This is a genomic window from Streptomyces sp. 11-1-2, assembly GCF_003595545.1.
Taxonomy (GTDB): Bacteria; Actinomycetota; Actinomycetes; order Streptomycetales; family Streptomycetaceae; genus Streptomyces; species Streptomyces hygroscopicus_B.
Map to the genome: position 1 here is coordinate 4549307 of NZ_CP022545.1, position 21017 is coordinate 4570323.

Below are 21017 nucleotides of genomic sequence, written 5' to 3' on the forward strand. Positions count from 1 at the left end.
CATCCGGCCAGGCCGCCGCCTCGGCCCGCGCCGCCCCGCCCGGATACGCGTTCGCGGAATCGCCCAAAAGCGGACTGTTCAATACCGGACCGTTCATCAAACACTTAGCAGGGCTGTCTAAGGTCGCGTCCACCGAAAAGCTCACCACCGTACGGCGAAAGGGTGATGATCGTGACGGGACTCCAGATCGACGACATCCCGCCCGCGGAGCGATTCGCGGCCTGGCGCGCCCTGTGCGAGCTGACGGCGATACCGATGGAGCTCCGCAGCGACCATGAGCACGACTTCCGCGCGAGCGTACGGGGCGGAGTGAGCCTCGGCGAGGTGATGCTGACCTCCACCTCCGTACCGTCACTGCGGAACGAGCGGACGGCGGCCCATATCCGGCGCTCCGACCCGGAGCTCTACCATCTGCGGCTCATCCTGCGCGGTGAGAGCGATGTGCGCCACGGGGACACCGAAGCCACGGTCGGCGCCCGGCAGCTCATGCTCACCTCGACCTCCACGCCGTATGTGGCGGTGTGCGAGCGCGGCAGGGTCGACGGGATGTCGATCACCCTCCGCCCCTCGCTGCTGCCGTTCCCGGCGGCCGAGCTCAACCGGCTGCTCGGGCGTCGGCTGTCCGGGCGGTCCGGCATCGGGGCCATGCTCGCCGACTTCCTCACCCGCCTGGCCGCCGATTCCGACCGCTACGGCCCGGCCGACGCACCGCGCCTCGGCACCGTCGCCGTCGATCTGCTCAACGCGCTGCTCGCGCATGAGCTGGACGCCGGTGCCGAGGCGCGCGCCGAGAACCGGCTCACCCCCGAGAGCCGTCGGCGCACCCTGCGGTTACGCATCGAGGAATTCGTCCGGCAGAACCTGCACAGCCCGGGGCTCACCCCGGCGTCGATCGCCACGGCCCATCACATCTCGCTCCGGTACCTCTACCGCCTCTTCGAGGAGCAGGGGCACACGGTCTCCGCGTGGATCCGCGCCCAGCGCCTGGAACGCTGCCGCCGCGACCTGGCTGATCCCGCCCTGGGCGACACCCCCATCCATGTCATCGCCGCCCGCTGGGGTTTCAGCCACGCCGCGGACTTCAGCCGTGCCTTCCGCGGCGCCTATGGCGTGCCCCCACGGGACTTCCGCCATACGGCGCTGTGGACGAACAGGTGAGCGGGGCTCCCCCCGTGGTAACCCTGCTCACCCGTCACTGATCAGCATGGGCCGAGCGGGGCCGGGATGTCATTGGCATCCTGTGCACAGTGCCTTGATCCTCTGTGCACGGACCGCATCCTCTGTGCACGGATCCCATCCTCTGCGCACGGACCGCGTCATCCCGGCCGCCCAGGGCGTCACTTGGCCCGGGTCACCCGCAACTCCTCGATGCCCGAGGCGCGTGCCGGGTGCGTCAGAACGCGGACGGGCGCACCAGCCCCGTCTCGTACGCGAAGACGGCGGCCTGGGTCCGGTCGCGCAGCCCCAGCTTGAACAGGATCCGGCTCACATGGGTCTTCACGGTCTGCTCGGCCACCACCAGCCGTGCGGCGATCTCCGCGTTCGACAGCCCCTGGGCGATCAGGGTGAGCACCTCGGTCTCGCGCTCCGTCAGATCGCCCACCCGGCCCCGGAGGGGACCGCGCGGGGCGGCGGCGCTCACCCGGGAGAACTCGCCGATCAGGCGCTTGGTGATGTTCGGCGCCAGCAGCGCGTCACCGGCCGCCACCACCCGTACCGCATGGGCCAGTTCAGCCGCCGAGGCGTCCTTCAGCAGAAACCCGGACGCGCCCGCGCGCAGCGCCTCGTAGACGTACTCGTCGAGGTCGAAGGTGGTGAGGACCAGGATCTTGACGGTGGCCCCGGCGGGTTCGGTGAGCCGCCGGGTGGCCTCGATACCGCCGACTCCCGGCATCCGTATGTCCATCAGGAGCACGTCCGGGGCCAGTTCGGCGACCTGGTCGATGGCGTCGGCCCCGTCCACGGCCTGGCCCACGACCTCGATGTCCGGTTCGGCGTTGAGGAGCACCGTGAAGCCCTGGCGGACCATCATCTGGTCGTCGGCGATCAAAACGCGGATGGTCGTCGTCATGCGGGGTCCTCGGCGGTTTCGGTCGCGGCGGTGGACGGGTCGGGGTGGTGCGTGGGCAGCACGGCGGTCACCTCGTAACCGCCGTCCGGCGTCGGGCCAGTAGTCAGCTCACCCCCTAGCATCGCAGCGCGCTCCCGCATCCCGAGCAGCCCGTGCCCGGCGCCCGGCGACGGCGGGGCGGGCCGGTCCGGCGTCGTATTGACGATCCGGACGGTGAGCCCGCGCCGCTGGTACCCCAGCTCCACCCGCGCCTCAGCGCCCGGCGCGTGCCGCATCACATTGCTCAGCGCCTCCTGCACGATGCGGAACGCCGACAGCTCGACGCCCGGCGGCAGCGGCCGCCGCTCCCCGGTGACATCCGTAAGGATCGTGATCCCGGTCCCGCGCACCGTGCCCACCAGTTCGTCCAGCCGGTCCAGGGTGGGCTGCGGGGCATGCCGGGCGCCGTCGGCCAGGGCGTCCTCGGAGCGCAGCACGCCCAGCACGCGGCGCAGTTCGGCCAGGGCCTCGACCGCGTTCTGGCGGATGCCCGCGAGGTTCTCCTTCAGGTCGTCGGAGGGGTTCTCGGCCAGATGCGGGGCGACCTGCGCCTGGATGGAGATCACCGACATGTGGTGGGCGACCACGTCGTGCAGCTCGCGGGCGATGCGGTTGCGCTCCTCCAGCAGAGTGCGCCGGGCCCGTTCCTCCGCGGTGAGCTCCTCCTGCTCGACCAGCCGCCGCCGCGCCACCCGGCGGCCGCGCAGCGCGGCGCCCACCACCACGGCGGTCGTGAAGGACACGAACGCCTCGTCCAGGCCGTCCGCGTGGGGCCGGGTGGCGAGGGCCGCGGTGACCGTCCCCACCAGCAGCGTCAGTATCAGCGCCTCGGCGGCGATCCGGGGGCGGACCCGCAGCGCGAGGAGGAGCAGCACGACGGTGTGCAGCGCGATCTGGCCGTAGTTCCAGGGGTAGAGCACATATACGGGGACACGGCCGTCCACCTCCAGCGCCGTCACCAACAGCATCGCGGTCGAGAGCCACCACGCCGGTATCGGGCGGGTCAGCGCCACCTGGACGGCCAGCGCTTCGAGCACCACCAGACCGATCACGGGCACCGGGTCCTGGGCCGTCCCCGGGCGGGCGGGCTCCTGGAACTGCGCCATGCTGAGCCAGGCCATGAGCACCGCGAACAACACCACATGGCCATGGGGCAGCCGGCCCAGCCAGCGCATCCGCGGCAGCGGGTCGCGCGCCATCGTCCACAGGTCCGCGCGGAGGATGCCCGGCGCCGCGCGCAGCCCCTCGCCCATCGTGCGCGGCAGGGCGCGCGCGCCCTCCGCCAGCCGGTCCGCCATCCGCCCGCCCGTCATGGCCTTGACTTTAGACACTGGGCTTCTCCACATGCCGGGCCTCCCGGGCCGAACGTCCCTCGCGGACGATGCGGCTCCCACCGCCTACGGCCCCGCCACCACCGCGGACAATCCCGCCGCCACCCTTGCGTCGCCCCGCCTCGTACCCGTGGAACGCCGCCCAGCAGACCAGCAGCGCCCCCGCGAACACCGGCAGCCAGCACAGCCGCGCCAGCACCCAGCCGGGGCCGTCGGGCACGGTGTGCAGCCCGGACAACGGCCCGTACAGCCGCAGGGTGGTCACGCTGACCGCCATCATCGCGGTCTGGTGCCACAGGAACACGGTCATCGCGGAGAGGTTGACCAGCGCCACCACCGCCCACGCGGCGGGCCGCGCCAGCACGCGGCGCAGGGGGCCGCGCAGCAGCAGGGCCGCGCCGCACTGGGTGAGACCGAAGGTGACGGCGGCCAGGGTGGGCGGGTTGAGGTTGGAGATCGGGGCGCCGGGCACCCCGACCATCGCCGCCGGATAGCCGCCGAATAGGACGAGCCCGGCGGTGACCGCCGCGCCGCCGATCAGCAGCACCCACCCGGCCGTCCGGCCGCGCAGCATGCCCCGGCCCCAGGTGGCGCCCAGGCAGTACGGGACCAGCCAGCCCGCCGCCAGATTGATCCAGCCGAGCCAGGCCGGGCCGCCGAAGCCGAACCGGATCAGGTCGACATGGAGCACGACGGCGAGCGGCCACAGCGGATGCAGCCGCGCCACCAGCGGGGTCGCGGCCGTGAGCACCGCGTAGACCAGCAGGAACCACAGCGGGGACAGGACGAGTTTGAGCAGCGTGTGCACGGTCAGCAGGCTCACCCCGGAGCCCAGCATCGCCCCCGCCGCCACGGCCCACACGGCGAGCACGGCGGCGACGGGCCGGAACAGCCGGGCCAGCCGGGCGCGCAGCCACTGCCGGTAGCCGATGCCCCGGGCGCGGGCGCAGGCGTGGCTCTGGGCGCCCATCTGCCCGCCGACCAGGAAGAACACCGCGAGGGTCTGGAACGCCCAGGAGACGGGGGTGAGTTCGGGCTGGTACAGCAGCGGGCTGGCCGCGCGCAGGGTGCCGCTGTCGGCGACCAGCGCGGTCACCAGCCAGTGGCCGAGCACCACGCCGAGGATGGCGATGGCCCGCAGGGCGTCCACCGCGCGGTCGCGGTCGGGCGGGGTGGCGGCCTCGATCCGCCGGACGAGGTCACGCAAGCGGAACGTGTCACGCGTACGAACCGTGTCAGGCGTACGGAACGTGTCACGCGTACGAACGGTGTTACGCATCGCGGCCCTCCACGATCCGGCCCATGCTCGCCAGAGCGGCGGATCCGGGCTTGAGATAGTCGCTGTGCCCGACGTCCCCCGCGTCGAATTTCCGTGCGCCGAACCGCCCGGAGACGGGATCCGTCCCGAAGCCGACGGTCGTGCCCAGCAGCCGGATCCGCACATGCGGCACCCCGCCGATCCAGTCGTTCCCACCCCGCCCGGCCCAGACGGTGGCCCGGGTGTGCAACTGCCGGGCGTCGTCGAACCCCGTACCGGGGCTGCCGTACAGGACGATGTCCGCGGCGTTCAGCCCCCGCGCGGCCCGGGCGCAGACCACCGAACCGTAGGAGTGGCACAGGAGCGAGATCCGGGCCCGGGGCTTGGCCGCGTTCAACTCCCGTACGAATGCGGCCAGTCGGGGAGCGGCACCGGCGGCCCGGCCCGTGGTCAGCACCTCGGGTCCCACGGTGCCCGGCGTCTTGTACCCGAGCCAGCCGACGACGGCCGTACGGCTGCCGAGTCGATGGCTCAGCGCGAGGGCCCCGGCCCGGAACCGGTCGTACGTCTCCAGGTTGGTGTCCGACCCCGGCACCAGCACGGCGACGCGCGTGGCCCGGCCCAGGTCCCCGTACACCTCGACGGCACGGCCGCCGTCCCGCCCGTCGAAGGACAGGAAGTGCCGCGACGGCTTCCTCATCTTCCGCAGCGCCCGCTCCCGCGCGCGGTCGCCGTGCCGGGCCGCCATCGCCTCGGCAGCCGCGATCCCCTCCCGGTTGGCCTCGTACCGGTGGTCCAGCCCCTGGACGCTCACGGGCCCCAGCGCCAAGGGTGCGGGCGCCGGCACCTCGCTCGGCCCTGCGGCCCCCATCAGGGGCACCACCACCGAGGTGGTGACGAGCGCCGCGAGCAGGGCGCGACGAAGACGGGACGCCATGGCTGTTCCTTCCGTACCGACAGGTGGTGTGAGTACGGAAGTTATGGAGTCGGCCGTGTGGTTGGCGTCCCACCGGGGAGTGCATCCGCGGGGTAGTCCCCAGGTACTACGGGTAGGGGGTCGGCCCGGTGCGGTGGTCGCGAACCGCATCGCGGTGGGGCCCGGGACCACGGCCGATACGTGGTGACGGCTGATACGCGGTTGATACGCGGCTACGGCTGATACGCGGTTGATGCACGGCTGAGCGACCCCGGAGGCCCCGCTCCGCCGAAGGAGAGATCTCCTTCGCCCACGGTGACGCCGGTGCGCCGACGCGGCGCACCGGTCTCACCGTAGGAGGTCACGATGTCCCCTGCCCCCACCCACCGGGCGCGCCGCCGCCGTACCGTGCTCATGGCCATGGCGGCCTCGACGGCGGCGATGGCGACCGTCGCGGCCGGTCCGCCCGGCTGGGCCGGTGCCCCCGCGGGCGACCCGGCCTCCCCGGGCGCCCGGAGCGCCGGTGACCGGCTGCTGCCGTATCTGGGCAACGGCGGTTACGACGTCCGCTCGTACGACGTCGGCTACACCTACCGGCCCAGGACCACGCTGATGGACTCCTCCGTACGGATCCGGGCCACCGCCACCCAGGCGCTGTCCCGGTTCAGCCTCGACGCGGCCGTGGACGAGATCAAGACGGTCACCGTCCAGGGCGAGCCGGCCCGCTTCGCCGTGGACAAGGCGGGCGAGAAGCTGGACATCACCCCTCGGCAGGCGCTCGGCAAGGGCCGGTCGTTCGACGTGAACATCGCCTACCGCGTCGACCGGAGCGACAACCGGGCCCGGCCCGGCGACCCGACCAGCCCCGCACCGCGCCTGACCCCGTGGGTGAACAAGAAGGACGGCTTCGTGGTGTTCGGCCAGCCGGACCGCGCGCATATGTTCTTCCCCGCCAACGACTACCCCACCGACAAGGCCCGGTTCACCTTCCGCGTCACCGCGCCGAAGGACCTTCAGGCCGTCGGCATCGGGACGCCGCGTTCACGGACGACGGCGGGCGACGACGCCACCACCGTCTTCTCGACCGCCGCCGAGATCTCCACCCAGGTCGTCCAGGTCGGTGTCGGGCACTACAAGAAGATCCGGGGCCGCGGCCCCCACGGGCTGCCGCTGCGCAGCTATGTCGACACCGACGCGTTCGAGGCGGCCAAGCCGCTGGTCGACCGCATACCGGACCAGCTCTCCTGGTTGGGCGCGGGGTTCGGCCTCACCTGGCCCGCGTCGTTTCCCGTGGCGTGGATCGACCACATACTCGTCCGCGGCGTGGAGCCGCGCTCGTCCTGGACGCTGCCCGCGACCGACAGCGATCACCTGCCGGTGGCGGCACGGCTGAAGCTATGACCCGCTCCGGGACACCCTCACGGCGGGCACGGCGGGCCCGCGCGACTACCCCTGAGGTACGTAGAACTCCGTGGTCGCCCGCATCGTGGCGGCCGCCACCTCCGCCGGCGCCCCCGAGGCTTCGTATGCCGCGCCCCAGGCCGCGCTGGAGCGGGTCATGAACTCCCGGGCCTCGTCCGAGGTCTGCCATGCCCCCGGGTCGGCGGGCGTCCGGCCCGCCAGATGCAGGGCGAGGCCGAGCAGTCCGCCGTCCCAGCCGACGCCGACCGCGCCGGGGCCGAACTGGTCCCACATCTCGGGCGGTACGACGGCGACATGCTCCAGCTCGAAGACGGTCCGCTCCTCGCCCTCGGCGCTCAGCCGCACCTCGACCTCGCTGAAGCCGGGGTTCTCGCCGAACAGCCAGCTCACCGCGAGCAGCCGCGGAGGTTCGCAACGCAGGATCTCTCCGCCCGCGTTGCCCTCCAGCTGGTAGTGGCCACCGAGCTTCAGATCGCCGCTCACCGGCAGGAACCAGCGGCCGATCCGCTGCGGGTCGGTGCACGCGTCCCATACGTCCTCGATCGCGGCGTCGTAGGTGCGCCGCAGCAGGACGGTACGGGCCTCCCCGTCGGGCACCTCACGGGTGCCGACCTCGCGGTGGACGTCGTTGATCTGGTCGACGATCTCGCTCATGACTTATGTTTCCTCACCGGTTCGACTGTCGCCGCCGCGCCCCTGATCGAGCCGCCGCTGCCGCTTGCCTCGCGCCAGTTCGGTCCCCAGCGCGTCCAGCCGCTGCTCCCAGAAGCCCCGGAACTGATCCAGCCACCGGTCGACCTCCCGCAGGGGCGCGGCCTCGACGGCGTATAACCGCCGTGTGCCCTCGGCCCGTACGGAGGCGAATCCGCCCTCCCGCAACACCCGTAGATGCTGTGACACGGCGGGCTGCGAGATGCCGAACTCGGACCGGATCACGGTGCTGACCTCGCCGGAGGATCGCTCCTCCGCGGCCAGCAGCTCCAATATCCGGCGCCGAACGGGGTCTCCGAGGACATCGAGTGCGTGCACGCCAGGACTATGACAGTCGCCGCTTATATAAGTCAACGCTTAAATACACTCACGCCACCGTCGACGGCCGCGTGATTCCGCCCACTCGCGGAAGTGCGGGAGGCCGGCGCGTCCTCGACGCCCTTACCGTGCCGCGCCGCGCCGGTGGGTGTCAGCCCTCCATCGGCTTCCCCAGAAGGTCCGAGGCGGTCTCGATGGGGTCGGCAGCCGCGACCGCGGGCGCCGGGTGACAGGTGAAGCCGAGGCGCGTCATGGCACGGATCACCTCGCCCGCCGTGAAGTCGCGGCGGTCCTGGCGGGTGACCACCGCGCCGACCTGCTTGACCGGGTAGGCACGGCGGCCGATCTGCACCGATGGGCCGGTGATCGGTTCCGGGCTGACGCCGCTCATCGCGTCCGTCACCTCGCGCGCGGTCAGGTCAAAGGCGAAATTGGCGATGATGCAGCGCATAGTGCCTCAACGGGGAGAGAAGGGAGCCGGGACGACCAGCGTGTCACACCTCGAAGCGGGATGGCACAGCCCGGCGGCAAAAATCGCCCACGTGGTTCCCGCCGTTCCGAGGTGGCACGTGATAGGGTCCTTACTAGTTGCAGTTTTGGTACCCATGGACTTGTGTGCGCCTGACGATATGTAGCGTCCGGCGCATTTTTTGTTTCTGCCGGTCATTTCCGGATGGGGTCATTTCGGCGACTCGGGACGCGTTTCCTGCGCGTTCCGGACCGATCCCAGGTAAAAGGAGAATGACATGGCTACTGGCACCGTGAAGTGGTTCAACGCGGAAAAGGGCTTCGGCTTCATCGAGCAGGATGGCGGCGGCGCCGACGTCTTCGCCCACTACTCGAACATTGCCACCCAGGGCTTCCGTGAGCTGCAGGAAGGCCAGAAGGTGACCTTCGACGTCACGCAGGGCCAGAAGGGCCCGCAGGCCGAGAACATCGTTCCCGCCTGATAGCAGCGCCTGTCACGAGCCGGGGCCCGCACCTGAAGGGGTGCGGGCCCCGGCTCGTACGCATTTCCACAGACCACGCCCAGCCGAAAGGCATCGCGTTGACCCGATCCACCCGTTCGCACCGCCGCAAAAAACCCGTAACCTCCCGTTCCGCCGTCAGTGGGCGCCCCCGCTCTTCCGGCGCAAGCGAATTCGCCCTGGCGCCCGGCTCCACCCCGGTGCTGCCCGCCGTCGCGTCCTTCGCCGAGCTCGACATGCCGAAGGAACTGATCGCGGAGCTGACCCAGCAGGGCGTCACCGTGCCGTTCCCCATTCAGGCGGCCACCCTCCCGAACGCGCTCGCCGGCCGGGACGTACTGGGCCGTGGCCGGACCGGCTCCGGCAAGACCCTCGCCTTCGGCCTCGCCCTGCTGGCCCGCACCGCCGGGCAGCGCGCGGAGCCCCGCCGCCCCCTAGCGCTGGTGCTGGTCCCCACCCGGGAGCTGGCCCAGCAGGTCACCGAGGCACTCACCCCCTATGCCCGGCGGCTGGGGCTGCGTGCGGCCACGGTGGTCGGCGGCATGTCGATCAACCGCCAGGCCGATGCCCTGCGCCATGGCGCGGAGGTGGTCATCGCGACCCCCGGGCGCCTCTACGACCTGATCGAACGCGGCGACTGCCGGCTGGACCAGGTGCGCACCACCGTCCTCGACGAGGCCGACCAGATGGCCGACATGGGCTTCCTGCCCCAGGTGACCCGGCTGCTGCGGCAGGTCCCCGCCGACGGCCAGCGCCTGCTGTTCTCCGCCACCCTCGACCATGACATCAGCAAGCTGACGCGCCAGTTCCTCGACGACCCGGCCGTGCATTCGGTCGACCCGTCCGCCGGTGCCGTCACCACGATGGAGCACCACGTCCTGCACATCGCGGACACCGACAAGCGCTCCGTCGTCACCCGGGTGGCCGCCCGGGACGGCCGCGTCCTCCTCTTCCTGGACACCAAGCGCGCCGTCGACCGGCTCACCCGGCATCTGCTGACCAGCGGTGTACGGGCGGCGGCGCTGCACGGCGGCAAGTCCCAGCCGCAACGCACCCGGACCCTGGACCAGTTCAAGTCCGGCCATGTCACCGCGCTGGTGGCCACGAACGTCGCGGCCCGGGGCATCCATGTGGACGATCTCGACCTCGTGGTCAATGTCGACCCGCCCGCGGACCACAAGGACTATCTGCACCGTGGCGGCCGTACGGCCCGTGCGGGCGGATCCGGCAGCGTCATCACGCTGGTCACCCCGGACCAGCGCCGGGAGATGGGCCGTCTCATGGCCGATGCGGGCATCACCCCGCAGACCGCCCAGGTCCACTCCGCCGACCCCGAACTCACCCGGATCACCGGCGCCCAGGAACCCTCCGGCGTGCCCGTGATCATCAGCGCGCCCCAGCCCCAACCGCAGCGTGCGCGCCGTCCCGGCGCCCCCCGTCGCTCCGCCCGGAGCCGTCGCCCCGGCCGTTAGGCCCGATACGGGGGCCCGGGCGGCGGCCGTCCAGGCCGACATCCGGAATTTCGCCATGGTCGCATCACGCCCGACCGGCGGCGGATGTCCCCATTCCCTCGTCGGAGAGGCGACAATGGGCCACATGCCGATACCCAGCGCCGTGCCCAGCCGTGCCGAACTGATCGACCACCTCATCCGCACGCGCATCGCGGGCGATGTCGCCACTCCTCGTGAGAACAACCTCTCCCACTACCGCAAGCTCGCGAACGGCGACCGCCACTACTGGCTCGGCCTGGAGCTGGGCGACCGCTGGACCGATGAGCAGGACGTGCTGGCGGTCATGGCGGAGCGGTGCGGCGTGGTGGACGACCCGGAGTACCGCTCGGGGCAGGACACGATCGACCCGGAGCTGACGGTCGGCGCGCTGGACCGGATGGCCTCGGTGCTGCGGAAGGCGGCGGAGGCGAACGAGCGGGTGCTGTTCGCCACCGGGCATCCGGGCGGGCTGCTGGAGGTCCACCGGGCCACGGCGGCGGCACTGCGGGACGCCGGCTGCGAGATCGTGGAGATCCCGGGCGGACTGCAGGCGGACGAGGGGTATGTCTTCCAGTTCTGCGATGTGGCGATGCTGGAGCGGGGCGCCACGCTGTGGCACACCCACTCCCCCGCGCCCATGGCGGCGATCCTCGACGGGCTGGCCCACGAGGGGCGGCCGCTGCCCGATCTGGTGGTCGCCGACCACGGCTGGGCGGGCTGCGCGGGACAGCGGGGCATCGACGCGGTCGGCTATGCGGACTGCAACGACCCGGCGCTCTTCCTCGGCGAGTCCGAGGGCACTCTGTCGGTGGTGGTCCCGCTGGACGACCACGTCACCAGCCCGCGGTTCTACGACCCGATGACGGCGTATCTGCTGGACGCGGCGGGGCTGTCGGCCCAGTTCTGACGGCGCCGGACCGCCGCGGCAGGCGCCCGGCGGGTCCTGGCCGCCCCCGCGGGCGCCCGGCCGGCCCGGACCGTCCTTACGGACGTCTGGTGGGCCCGGGCCGTCCCTGCGGGCGTCCGGTGAGCCCGGCCCCGCCGCCCGCCACGCTCACTTCTTCTTCTCGCGCGGCACCCGCATGACCCCCTCCTGGATCACGGAGACGGCCAGCCGCCCGTCGGCGGTGAAGATACGGCCCTTGGCCAGGCCGCGTCCGCCGGAGGCGGAAGGGCTCTCCTGGTCGTACAGCAGCCAGTCGTCCACCCGGAACGGCCGGTGGAACCACATGGCGTGATCCAGGCTGGCCCCGACGATGTCGCCGACCGCCCAGCCGCCGCGCCCATGGGCGAGCAGGATGGAGTCCAGCAGCGTCATATCGGACACATAGGTCGCCAGGCAGACGTGAAGCAGCGGGTGGTCGGCGACGCCGTCCAGTTTGCCGTTGGTCCGGAACCAAACCTGCGACTTGGGCTCACGCGGCCGTCCGACGCTGCCGAAGGGCGGCTCGTCCACGTACCGCAGATCGATCGAGGCCCGCGCCTGGAGCATCCGCTCGGTCACCCCGGGGCCGAAGAGGTGCTCATAGCGGGGCAGCAGCTCATCGGCGGTGGGCAGGGTCAGCGGGTCCGGTACGTCCGGCATCGGCTCCTGGTGCTCGAGGCCGTTCTCGTAGAGCTGGAAGGAGGCCGAGAGATGGAAGATCGGCTGCCCGTGCTGGACGGCGACCACCCGGCGGGTGGTGAAGGAGTGGCCGTCCCGGATCCGGTCGACGGTGTAGACGATGGGCGCCCCGGGGTCGCCGGGCCGCAGGAAGTACGCGTGCAGCGAATGCGCCGGGCGGTCCTCGGGGACGGTGCGGCCCGCGGCGACCAGGGCCTGGGCGGCGACCTGACCGCCGAAGACCCGCGGTACGAGGGGGGCGGCGTCGCTGGTGCCACGGAAGATGTCCTCCTCGATCTGCTCGAGATCGAGCAGATCGAGAAGGCTCTGAAGTGCGTCATTCATGGTTCAAGCAGTCTTGCAGACCTGGATTGCGGTCCTGTTGCCGCTGCTCATGACGGTCGTCACAGCCCCATCGACTTGGCGACGATGGACCGCATGACCTCGCTGGTGCCGCCGTAGATCCGGTTGACGCGGGTGTCCGCGTACAGCCGGGCTATGGGGTACTCCATCATGTAGCCGTAACCGCCGTGGAGCTGCAGGCACTTGTCGATGACCACGGCGGCGCGCTCGGTGGTGAAGAGCTTGGCGGAGGCGGCGTCGGCGGCGGTCAGCTCTTCGGCGTCGTGCGCGTCCAGGGCCCGGTCCACGACCGCCTGCATCGCGTCCACCTCGGACTGGCAGTCGGCGAGCACGAACTTGGTGTTCTGGAACGACGCCACCGCCTGGCCGAAGACGGTGCGGTCCCGGACGTACTCGGTGGCGAACCGGACGGCCGCCGCGGCCTGTGCGTACGCCCCGACGGCGATGCCCAGGCGCTCCTGCGGCAGATTGTGGGTGAGGTAGCCGAACGCCTTGCCCTCCTCGCCCAGCAGGTCCTCCACCGGCACCTTGACGTCGGTGAAGGAGAGCTCGGCGGTGTCGGAGGTCTTCAGGCCCAGCTTCTCCAGCTTGCGGCCGACCGCGTAGCCCTCGCTCTTGGTGTCGACCACGAGGATGGATATGCCGCCGCGGCGGTCCTCGGGGGTGGCCGGGGCGGTGCGGGCGCAGACCAGCACCCGGTCGGCCAGGACGCCGCCGGTGATGAAGGTCTTGGCGCCGTTGAGGACGTAGTGGGTGCCGTCCTCGGAGAGCTTGGCGGTGGTCTTCATGCCCGCCAGGTCGGAGCCGGTGCCGGGCTCGGTCATGGCGATGGCGGTCATCAGGTCGCCGGTGACGAAGGAGGGCAGCCAGCGCCGCTTCTGCTCCTCGTTGGCGTACTTGAGGAGGTACGGCAGGCACAGCGCGGTGTGGACGCTGCTGCCGCCGAAGCTGACCCCGGCGCGGGCGGTCTCCTCGGTGATGACGGCGTTGAACTTGAAGCTGGTCTCCCCCGCCCCGCCGTACTCCTCGGGCACCTCGATGCCGAAGACACCCAGCTCGCCGAGCTTCTTGTAGAAGTCGCGCGGGGCCTGGCCGGCCTCCCGCCACTGGTCGTAGTACGGCACGACCTCGGCCGCGATGAAGTCGCGGATGGTCTCCCGGAACGCCTCGTGGTCCTCGTTGAACACCGTGCGGCGCATTGGCGCGGCCCTCCTTACGGCTGAGCCGCCGCCGCTGCGCGGACCGGCCTACCGCCGTCGTGATTCCTCAACTGATAGCTTGGCAACACTCACCTAAGCGCTTGCTCAGTGAAAGCTACCCGTGAGTCACCAGGGCTGTCCAGCCTCCTTATTCTGCCCACCCTTCTTCTTCATGAGGCGTGGTTCGCCCCAAGAGGCCCGTTCGCTTCATGAGGCCCGGTTCGCCTCGCCATCCACACCGTGGGCACCGCCGAAGGCTCCGAGGGCCAGGCGGTGCAGCAGGGCGGCGGTGGCCGCGCGCCCCGGGAGGGCGCCGGGGCGGCCGAGGTGGGGCGTGGAGTTGAGCAGGCCGAAGACGGCATGGACACACGCACGGGCCTCGGCCTCGGCGAGCCGGGGGTAGACCTCGCGCACCACCTCGACCCACAGCTCCACGTACTGCCGCTGGAGCGAGCGCACCAGCTTGCGGTCGGTGTCCCGGAGCCGGTCCAGCTCGCGGTCGTGGAGGATGATCAGCGGGCGGTCGTCGAGGGCGAAGTCGATATGGCCCTCGATCAGCGAGTCCAGCACCTCGGCGGGGGCGAGCCCGGCTCCCTCCCCCTCGGCGGCGCGCAGTTTGCCGCCCGTCAGCAGCCGGCCGCTGATGCCGACGAGCAGCTCGGCGAGCATCGCCTCCTTGCCGGGGAAGTGGCGGTAGAGACCGGGGCCGCTGATGCCGACCGCGGCGCCTATCTCATCGACGCCGACGCCATGGAAGCCGCGCTCGGCGAAGAGGCGGGCGGCCTCCTTGAGGATCTGCTCACGGCGGGTCGGGGCGGCTGCTTGCGTGCTCATGAAATCGATTCTAGACAGCCGGGTTAGTGGTCGTTAACCTGGTGGTAACTAGTTAACGTTCACTAACAGTACCGAGCGAGGGGGCTCGCAGCCATGGAGCAGGCACCGGCGCTGCACAGCGGCGCCGACCCGGCGTCCGACGCCTGGAAGGCCAATGAGGCAGCGCACCGCGAGCTGGCCGCGCGGCTGCGCGAGAAGCTGGCCGTGGCGCGGCTGGGCGGCGGGGAGAGGGCGCGGGCGCGGCACACCTCGCGCGGCAAGCTGCTGCCGCGCGACCGGGTGGACACACTGCTGGATCCGGGCTCCCCGTTCCTGGAGCTGGCCCCGCTCGCCGCCGAGGGGATGTACGAGGGCCAGGCCCCGGCGGCGGGGGTGATCGCCGGGATCGGGCGGGTGGCCGGCCGTGAGGTGGTCGTGGTCGCCAATGACGCCACCGTCAAGGGCGGCACGTACTACCCGATGACGGTGAAGAAGCATCTGCGCGCCCAGGAGGTCGCGCTGGAGAACCACCTGCCGTGCGTCTATCTGGTCGACTCCGGCGGCGCCTTCCTCCCCATGCAGGACGAGGTCTTCCCGGACCGCGACCACTTCGGGCGGATCTTCTACAACCAGGCGCGGCTGTCCGGCTCCGGGATTCCGCAGGTCGCGGCGGTGATGGGGTCCTGCACGGCGGGCGGGGCGTATGTCCCGGCGATGAGCGACGAGGCCGTGATCGTGCGCGGGCAGGGCACGATCTTCCTGGGCGGGCCGCCGCTGGTGAAGGCGGCCACCGGGGAGGTCGTCTCGGCGGAGGAGCTGGGCGGCGGCGAGGTCCACTCCCGGGTCTCGGGCGTGACCGACCATCTGGCGGAGGACGACGCCCACGCGCTGCGGATCGTCCGCTCCATCGTCGCCACCCTGCCGCCGTCCGCGATGCGGCAGGGGTCGCCGCCGTGGGCGCTGGAGCCCTCCCAGGAGCCCGCGGTCGACCCGGCGGGGCTCTACGGGGCGGTTCCGGTCGACTCGCGCACGCCGTACGACGTGCGGGAGGTCATCGCGCGGCTGGTGGACGGCTCGCGGTTCGCCGAGTTCAAGGCCGAGTTCGGCACCACGCTGGTCACGGGCTTCGCGCGGATCATGGGCCACCCGGTGGGCATCGTCGCCAACAACGGCATCCTGTTCTCCGAATCGGCCCAGAAGGGCGCCCATTTCATCGAGCTGTGCGACCAGCGCGGCATCCCCCTGGTCTTCCTGCAGAACATCTCGGGATTCATGGTGGGCCGCAGCTATGAGGCGGGCGGTATCGCCAAGCACGGCGCCAAGATGGTCACCGCCGTGGCCTGCACCCGCGTCCCCAAGCTGACGGTCGTGATCGGCGGTTCCTACGGCGCGGGCAACTACTCGATGTGCGGGCGCGCCTATTCGCCGCGCTTCCTGTGGATGTGGCCCAACGCCAAGATCTCGGTGATGGGCGGTGAGCAGGCCGCCTCCGTGCTCGCCACCGTCAAGCGCGACCAGATGGAGGCGCGCGGGCAGGAGTGGAGCGCCGAGGAGGAGGAGACGTTCCGGGCTCCGGTCCGCGAGCAGTACGAGGCGCAGGGAAACGCGTATTACGCCACCGCCCGGCTCTGGGACGACGGTGTGATCGACCCCCTGGAGACCCGCACGGTGCTCGGCCTCGCCCTTACGGCCTGCGCCAACGCACCGCTGCCCGGCCGTACGGCCACCGAGCCCGCGGCGCCCGGCTACGGCGTCTTCCGGATGTGAGGGGGATGCACCAGATGAGCCCGATGAGCCCAGTGAGCTCGACGAGTGGTCAGCGTGCGGCGAGCCCGTCGCCCGCGATGTTCGACACCGTGCTGGTGGCCAACCGCGGCGAGATCGCCGTGCGCGTCATCCGCACCCTGCGGCGGCTGGGCGTGCGCTCGGTCGCCGTCTACAGCGACGCGGACGCGGACGCCCGCCATGTGCGCGAGGCGGACACGGCGGTGCGGATCGGCCCCGCCCCCGCCGCGGAGAGCTATCTGTCCATCGAGCGGCTGCTGGACGCCGCGGCGCGCACCGGCGCCCAGGCCGTCCACCCCGGCTACGGCTTCCTCGCGGAGAACGGGGCGTTCGCCCGCGCCTGCGCCGACGCGGGCCTCGCCTTCATCGGGCCCCCCGCCGAAGCCATCGAGCTGATGGGCGACAAGATCCGCGCCAAGGAGACCGTGCACGTGGCCGGGGTGCCGGTGGTGCCGGGCTCCTCGGGCAGCGGACTGACGGACGACCAGCTCACCGCCGCCGCCCGGGAGATCGGCATGCCCGTGCTGCTGAAGCCCTCGGCGGGCGGCGGCGGCAAGGGCATGCGGCTGGTCCGCGACGAGGCGCTGCTTACCGACGAGATCGCGGCCGCCCGGCGCGAGGCGCGCGGGGCGTTCGGCGATGACACGCTGCTGGTGGAGCGCTGGATCGACCGGCCCCGGCATATCGAGATCCAGGTGCTGGCGGACGGCCAGGGGCATGCCGTGCACCTCGGGGAGCGCGAGTGCTCGCTGCAGCGCCGCCATCAGAAGATCATCGAGGAGGCGCCCAGCCCGCTGCTGGACGAGGCCACCCGGGCGCGGATGGGCGAGGCCGCGGTGGCGGCGGCGCGGTCGTGCGGCTATGTGGGCGCGGGCACGGTCGAGTTCATCGTGCCGGGCGCCGATCCGTCCGCGTACTGCTTCATGGAGATGAACACCCGGCTCCAGGTGGAGCATCCGGTCACCGAGCTGACAGTGTCGGTCGGCGGGCAGGCCGGTCTGGACCTGGTGGAGTGGCAGTTGCGCGTCGCCGCGGGCGAGCCGCTGCCGTTCGGGCAGGACGAGATCGGCTTCAGCGGCCATGCGGTGGAGGCCCGTATCTGCGCCGAGACCGCCCGCGCGGCGGCCGACGGCCGGGTGGACTTCCTGCCCTCGGCCGGCACCGTGCTGGCGCTGGACGAGCCGGGGGGCGAGGGGGTGCGGGTCGACTCCGGGCTGAGCGCGGGCACCGAGGTCGGCACGGTCTACGACCCGATGCTCGCCAAGGTCATCGCCCACGGCCCCGACCGCCCCACCGCCCTGCGCCGGCTGCGCGCCGCCCTCGGCTCCCTGACCGTCCTCGGCGTGGACACCAACACCGGCTTTCTGCGCCGGCTGGCCGCCCACCCCTCGGTCGCCACGGGCGAGCTCGACACGGGCCTGGTCGACCGCGCGGCGGCCTCGCTGATCCCACCGGCCATACCGGAGGAGATCTACGCGGCGGCGGCCTTGCTGCGCCAGGCGGCCCTGGAGCCCGCCACTTCGCGTGGCGGCGGATCCGGTGGGCGCCCGGAGCCCGGCAGCTCCGGCCTCGGCGCCCCGGCCGCGGACGTCTGGGTCGATCCGTTCTCGGTGCCGACCGGCTGGCGCCTCGGCGGCGATCCCGCCTGGACGGTCCACCGCCTCCGTGTAGCGGGCCACCCCCCGGTGACGGTCCGTGTGCGCGGCCGCGCCCAGGACGCGGAGCTCCTCATCGAGCACCCCGACGGCACCTCGGCGGCAGCCGGGGCGAAGGACCAGCCCGGCGGGCCCCAGGGCACGGGCCAAGGCGGCGCGGGGGCCCCCGCCACCGGCCGGACCGGCGGGCCGCAGGGGGCGGCCGCCGAGGCCGCCCGGCCCATGGGCGCCGCGGGCGAAGGCGGCGCGGATGTCCCCGCCACCCGGACCAGCCACGACGGCACCGTCACCGGCGCCAGTGTGCGCACCCCGAAAGCGGAAGCGGACGAGCAGGCTGCCGCCGCCCACCACGCGGCAGCGGACCGCCGCCCCGGCGGGGCGCACGCGGCAGCGGACCGCCGCCCCGGCGGGGCGCACGCGGCAGCGGACACGGCCCCGCGCGCGGCGGGCGCGGCGGGCGCGGCGGACATGACCGCCACGGCGGACCCGCGCCCGGCCGTCGACGCGGGCGCGGGCACGCGGGCGCGGCTCATCGCCCTCGACGAGGGCACCGTGCTGCTGGACCTCGGCGGGGTCACCCACCGCTTCCGGCATGCCGCGCACGGCGCGAGCCACTGGCTGGGGCGGGACGGGGACACCTGGCGCGTGGTCGGGCACGACCCCGTGGAGGAGGCGCTGCGCGGAGGCGCCTCCGCCGCCCACGCCGGGGAGCTGACCGCGCCCATGCCCGGCACCGTCACCGTCGTGAAGGCGGCCGTCGGTGACGAGGTCACCGCGGGTCAGGGCCTGCTGGTGGTCGAGGCGATGAAGATGGAGCACCTCATCTCCGCCCCGCACGACGGCACCGTCACCGAGCTCGATGTGACCCCCGGCAGCACGGTCGCCATGGACCAGCTCCTGGCGGTCGTCACCCCGCACGAGAGCGAGGAGCGTGAGCGATGACCCTCCCTATGACCGTCCCCGCCCCCGGGCTGCCCACCCGGGTCCGGATCCATGAGGTGGGCCCGCGGGACGGGCTGCAGAACGAGCAGGCGCTGGTCCCGGTGGCCGTCAAGGCCGAGTTCATCCGGCGGCTCGCCGAGGCCGGTCTCACCACCGTCGAGGCCACCAGCTTCGTCCATCCGAAGTGGGTGCCCCAACTGGCCGACGCCGAGGAGCTGATGCCGCTGATCGACGACGTGGCCGCCCGGCTCCCCGTGCTCGTGCCCAATGAGCGCGGTCTCGACCGCGCCCTCACGCTGGGCGCGCGCGAGATCGCCGTCTTCGCCAGCGCCACGGAGTCCTTCGCCAAGGCCAATCTCAACCGTACGGTGGACGGCGCGCTGGAGATGTTCGAGCCGGTCGTCGCCAAGGCCAAGGACGCGGGCGTGGCCGTGCGCGGCTATCTGTCGATGTGCTTCGGCGACCCGTGGGAGGGGCAGGTCCCGATCTCCCAGACCGTCTCGGTCAGCCGCCGCCTGCTGGACATGGGATGCGACGAGATCAGCCTCGGCGACACCATCGGCGTGGCCACCCCCGGCCATGTGCGGGAACTGCTGGCCACGCTCGACGAGGCGGGCGTCACGAACGACCGGCTGGCCGTGCACTTCCACGACACCTACGGCCAGGCACTCGCCAACACCCTCGCCGCGCTCCAGCACGGCGTGACCACCGTCGACGCCTCCGCCGGTGGCCTCGGCGGCTGCCCGTACGCCAAGAGCGCCACCGGCAATCTCGCCACCGAAGACCTCGTGTGGATGCTCGACGGCCTCGGCATCGAGACCGGGGTCGACATCGGCCGTCTCACCGCCACCAGCGTGTGGATGGCCCGGCATCTGGGCCGGCCCAGCCCGTCCCGCACCGTCCGCGCCCTCTCCCAGAAGGAGACCTGAGCCATGTCGATCGACCACCGACTCTCCCCCGAACACGAGGAACTGCGCCGCACCGTCGAGGCGTTCGCGCATGATGTGATCGCCCCCAAGATCGGGGAGTACTGGGAGCACCATGAGTTCCCGTACGAGATCATCCGCGAGATGGGCCGGATGGGCCTGTTCGGCCTGCCCTTCCCGGAGGAGTACGGCGGCATGGGCGGGGACTACTTCGCGCTCTGCCTCGCCCTGGAGGAGCTGGCCCGGGTGGACTCCTCGGTGGCGATCACCCTGGAGGCGGGGGTCTCGCTCGGCGCGATGCCGATCTTCCTCTACGGCACCGAGGAGCAGAAGCGCACCTGGCTGCCGGGGCTCTGCTCCGGGGAGACGCTGGGCGCGTTCGGCCTGACCGAGCCCGGCGGCGGCTCGGACGCGGGCGCCACCCGCACCACGGCCCGGCTGGACGAGGCCACCGGCGAGTGGGTGATCAACGGCACCAAGTGCTTCATCACCAACTCCGGTACGGACATCACCACGCTGGTCACCGTCACCGCCGTCACCGGCCGCAAGGAGGACGGCCGCCCCGAGATCTCCTCGATCATCGTGCCGTCCGGCACCCCCGGCTTCACCGTGGCCGCCCCCTACTCCAAGGTGGGGTGGAACGCCTCGGACACCCGCGAGCTGTCCTTCGCCGACTGCCGGGTCCCGGCCGCGAATCTGCTGGGCGCGGAGGCCCGGGGCTACGCCCAGTTCCTGCGGATACTGGACGAGGGCCGGATCGCGATCTCCGCCCTGGCCACCGGGCTCGCCCAGGGCTGTGTGGACGAGTCGGTGGCGTATGCCAGGACCCGCGAGGCGTTCGGCCGCCCCATCGGCGCCAACCAGGCCATCCAGTTCAAGCTGGCCGATATGGAAATGCGCGCCCATATGGCCCGGGTCGCCTGGCGGGACGCGGCCTCCCGCCTCGTCCTCGGCGAGCCGTTCAAGAAGGAGGCGTCCATCGCGAAGCTCTACTCCTCCGAGATCGCGGTGGACAACGCCCGCGAGGCCACCCAGATCCACGGTGGCTACGGCTTCATGAACGAGTACCCGGTGGCCCGGATGTGGCGCGACTCCAAGATCCTGGAGATCGGCGAGGGCACCAGTGAGGTCCAGCGGATGCTGATCGCGCGGGAGCTGGGCTTCGCGAGCTGAGCCACCACGGAGTGGGTCCCGGGGGCAGCGCGCC

18 protein-coding genes and 1 pseudogene are annotated in these 21017 nt (G+C 72.0%); 9 read left to right on the plus strand and 10 right to left on the minus strand.

Annotated elements, in window-relative coordinates:
• Window positions 1-165 precede the first annotated feature (165 nt).
• Window positions 166-1158, plus strand: a complete 993-nt coding sequence (locus tag CGL27_RS18810) for a helix-turn-helix domain-containing protein (RefSeq protein WP_119988679.1) — start codon at window positions 166-168, stop codon at window positions 1156-1158.
• A gap of 235 nt (window positions 1159-1393) precedes the next feature.
• On the opposite strand, the gene CGL27_RS18815 is transcribed toward CGL27_RS18810, so the two are convergent.
• The 4 genes from CGL27_RS18815 to CGL27_RS18830 all read right to left on the minus strand — a co-directional run bounded on the left by CGL27_RS18815 (window position 1394) and on the right by CGL27_RS18830 (window position 5636).
• A complete protein-coding gene (locus tag CGL27_RS18815) occupies window positions 1394-2071 on the minus strand; it encodes a response regulator transcription factor (protein ID WP_119988682.1) in 678 nt (225 codons plus the stop codon).
• Entirely contained in the window at window positions 2068-3423 is a 1356-nt protein-coding gene (locus tag CGL27_RS18820) for a sensor histidine kinase (RefSeq protein ID WP_240450555.1), read from the minus strand. The genes CGL27_RS18815 and CGL27_RS18820 overlap by 4 nt, the downstream gene beginning before the upstream one ends.
• Before the next feature lie 10 nt (window positions 3424-3433).
• A complete protein-coding gene (locus tag CGL27_RS18825; RefSeq protein WP_119988689.1) occupies window positions 3434-4648 on the minus strand; it encodes an acyltransferase in 1215 nt (404 codons plus the stop codon).
• Between the two features lie 64 nt (window positions 4649-4712).
• Window positions 4713-5636, minus strand: coding sequence for an alpha/beta hydrolase (locus CGL27_RS18830; protein ID WP_119988692.1), 924 nt, complete (start codon window positions 5634-5636; stop codon window positions 4713-4715).
• A 420-nt stretch (window positions 5637-6056) separates the two neighbouring features.
• Here CGL27_RS18830 and CGL27_RS52105 point away from each other — a divergent pair.
• Window positions 6057-6707, plus strand: a pseudogene (locus CGL27_RS52105) (M1 family peptidase); the annotation flags it as partial.
• A 354-nt stretch (window positions 6708-7061) separates the two neighbouring features.
• Here the strand turns inward: CGL27_RS52105 and CGL27_RS18840 are convergent.
• From CGL27_RS18840 to CGL27_RS18850, 3 genes are all read right to left on the minus strand, one after another.
• On the minus strand, window positions 7062-7691 hold the full coding sequence (locus CGL27_RS18840; protein WP_119988698.1) for an SRPBCC family protein: 630 nt from the start codon (window positions 7689-7691) through the stop codon (window positions 7062-7064).
• A gap of 3 nt (window positions 7692-7694) precedes the next feature.
• Window positions 7695-8066, minus strand: coding sequence for a metalloregulator ArsR/SmtB family transcription factor (locus CGL27_RS18845; protein ID WP_119988700.1), 372 nt, complete (start codon window positions 8064-8066; stop codon window positions 7695-7697).
• A gap of 151 nt (window positions 8067-8217) precedes the next feature.
• A complete protein-coding gene (locus tag CGL27_RS18850) occupies window positions 8218-8517 on the minus strand; it encodes an SCO5918 family protein (protein ID WP_119988703.1) in 300 nt (99 codons plus the stop codon).
• Between the two features lie 295 nt (window positions 8518-8812).
• Here CGL27_RS18850 and CGL27_RS18855 point away from each other — a divergent pair, with 295 nt between their 5' ends.
• The 3 genes from CGL27_RS18855 to CGL27_RS18865 all read left to right on the plus strand — a co-directional run bounded on the left by CGL27_RS18855 (window position 8813) and on the right by CGL27_RS18865 (window position 11431).
• On the plus strand, window positions 8813-9016 hold the full coding sequence (locus tag CGL27_RS18855; RefSeq protein WP_010986199.1) for a cold-shock protein: 204 nt from the start codon (window positions 8813-8815) through the stop codon (window positions 9014-9016).
• Between the two features lie 98 nt (window positions 9017-9114).
• Window positions 9115-10506: a DEAD/DEAH box helicase gene (locus tag CGL27_RS18860; RefSeq protein WP_119988706.1), complete on the plus strand. Its 1392-nt coding sequence runs from the start codon at window positions 9115-9117 to the stop codon at window positions 10504-10506.
• A 124-nt stretch (window positions 10507-10630) separates the two neighbouring features.
• Entirely contained in the window at window positions 10631-11431 is an 801-nt protein-coding gene (locus tag CGL27_RS18865) for a phosphatase (RefSeq protein ID WP_078647435.1), read from the plus strand.
• A gap of 147 nt (window positions 11432-11578) precedes the next feature.
• Here CGL27_RS18865 and CGL27_RS18870 read toward each other — a convergent pair whose 3' ends face one another.
• From CGL27_RS18870 to CGL27_RS18880, 3 genes are all read right to left on the minus strand, one after another.
• The gene (locus tag CGL27_RS18870) at window positions 11579-12472 is read right to left on the minus strand and encodes an acyl-CoA thioesterase II (RefSeq protein WP_119988709.1); all 894 of its coding nucleotides are present in this window, start codon (window positions 12470-12472) and stop codon (window positions 11579-11581) included.
• A gap of 59 nt (window positions 12473-12531) precedes the next feature.
• On the minus strand, window positions 12532-13689 hold the full coding sequence (locus CGL27_RS18875) for an acyl-CoA dehydrogenase family protein (RefSeq protein WP_119988711.1): 1158 nt from the start codon (window positions 13687-13689) through the stop codon (window positions 12532-12534).
• Between the two features lie 207 nt (window positions 13690-13896).
• A complete protein-coding gene (locus tag CGL27_RS18880; protein WP_078641568.1) occupies window positions 13897-14523 on the minus strand; it encodes a TetR/AcrR family transcriptional regulator in 627 nt (208 codons plus the stop codon).
• 93 nt (window positions 14524-14616) lie between these two features.
• On the opposite strand from CGL27_RS18880, the gene CGL27_RS18885 reads away from it, so the two are divergent.
• The 4 genes from CGL27_RS18885 to CGL27_RS18905 all read left to right on the plus strand — a co-directional run bounded on the left by CGL27_RS18885 (window position 14617) and on the right by CGL27_RS18905 (window position 20983).
• Window positions 14617-16269, plus strand: a complete 1653-nt coding sequence (locus tag CGL27_RS18885; RefSeq protein ID WP_119988714.1) for a carboxyl transferase domain-containing protein — start codon at window positions 14617-14619, stop codon at window positions 16267-16269.
• A gap of 77 nt (window positions 16270-16346) precedes the next feature.
• Window positions 16347-18884 carry a biotin carboxylase N-terminal domain-containing protein gene (locus CGL27_RS52110; RefSeq protein ID WP_240450993.1) on the plus strand — a complete coding sequence of 846 codons (2538 nt, stop codon included), beginning with the start codon at window positions 16347-16349 and terminating at the stop codon, window positions 18882-18884.
• On the plus strand, window positions 18881-19813 hold the full coding sequence (locus tag CGL27_RS18900; RefSeq protein ID WP_119988716.1) for a hydroxymethylglutaryl-CoA lyase: 933 nt from the start codon (window positions 18881-18883) through the stop codon (window positions 19811-19813). Before CGL27_RS52110 ends, CGL27_RS18900 begins: the two co-directional genes overlap by 4 nt.
• Before the next feature lie 3 nt (window positions 19814-19816).
• Window positions 19817-20983 (plus strand): acyl-CoA dehydrogenase family protein, encoded by a 1167-nt coding sequence (locus tag CGL27_RS18905; RefSeq protein ID WP_205587716.1) that lies wholly within the window; start codon window positions 19817-19819, stop codon window positions 20981-20983.
• Window positions 20984-21017 lie beyond the last annotated feature (34 nt).

Coding starts and splice junctions, on each gene's coding strand:
- CGL27_RS18810 (WP_119988679.1), top strand. CDS start 166: ATGATCGTGACGGGACTCCAGATCGACGACATCCCGCCCGCGGAGCGA.
- CGL27_RS18815 (WP_119988682.1), bottom strand. CDS start 2,071: ATGACGACGACCATCCGCGTTTTGATCGCCGACGACCAGATGATGGTC.
- CGL27_RS18820 (WP_240450555.1), bottom strand. CDS start 3,423: ATGACGGGCGGGCGGATGGCGGACCGGCTGGCGGAGGGCGCGCGCGCC.
- CGL27_RS18830 (WP_119988692.1), bottom strand. CDS start 5,636: ATGGCGTCCCGTCTTCGTCGCGCCCTGCTCGCGGCGCTCGTCACCACC.
- CGL27_RS18840 (WP_119988698.1), bottom strand. CDS start 7,691: ATGAGCGAGATCGTCGACCAGATCAACGACGTCCACCGCGAGGTCGGC.
- CGL27_RS18850 (WP_119988703.1), bottom strand. CDS start 8,517: ATGCGCTGCATCATCGCCAATTTCGCCTTTGACCTGACCGCGCGCGAG.
- CGL27_RS18855 (WP_010986199.1), top strand. CDS start 8,813: ATGGCTACTGGCACCGTGAAGTGGTTCAACGCGGAAAAGGGCTTCGGC.
- CGL27_RS18865 (WP_078647435.1), top strand. CDS start 10,631: ATGCCGATACCCAGCGCCGTGCCCAGCCGTGCCGAACTGATCGACCAC.
- CGL27_RS18870 (WP_119988709.1), bottom strand. CDS start 12,472: ATGAATGACGCACTTCAGAGCCTTCTCGATCTGCTCGATCTCGAGCAG.
- CGL27_RS18875 (WP_119988711.1), bottom strand. CDS start 13,689: ATGCGCCGCACGGTGTTCAACGAGGACCACGAGGCGTTCCGGGAGACC.
- CGL27_RS18880 (WP_078641568.1), bottom strand. CDS start 14,523: ATGAGCACGCAAGCAGCCGCCCCGACCCGCCGTGAGCAGATCCTCAAG.
- CGL27_RS18885 (WP_119988714.1), top strand. CDS start 14,617: ATGGAGCAGGCACCGGCGCTGCACAGCGGCGCCGACCCGGCGTCCGAC.
- CGL27_RS52110 (WP_240450993.1), top strand. CDS start 16,347: ATGTTCGACACCGTGCTGGTGGCCAACCGCGGCGAGATCGCCGTGCGC.
- CGL27_RS18900 (WP_119988716.1), top strand. CDS start 18,881: ATGACCCTCCCTATGACCGTCCCCGCCCCCGGGCTGCCCACCCGGGTC.
- CGL27_RS18905 (WP_205587716.1), top strand. CDS start 19,817: ATGTCGATCGACCACCGACTCTCCCCCGAACACGAGGAACTGCGCCGC.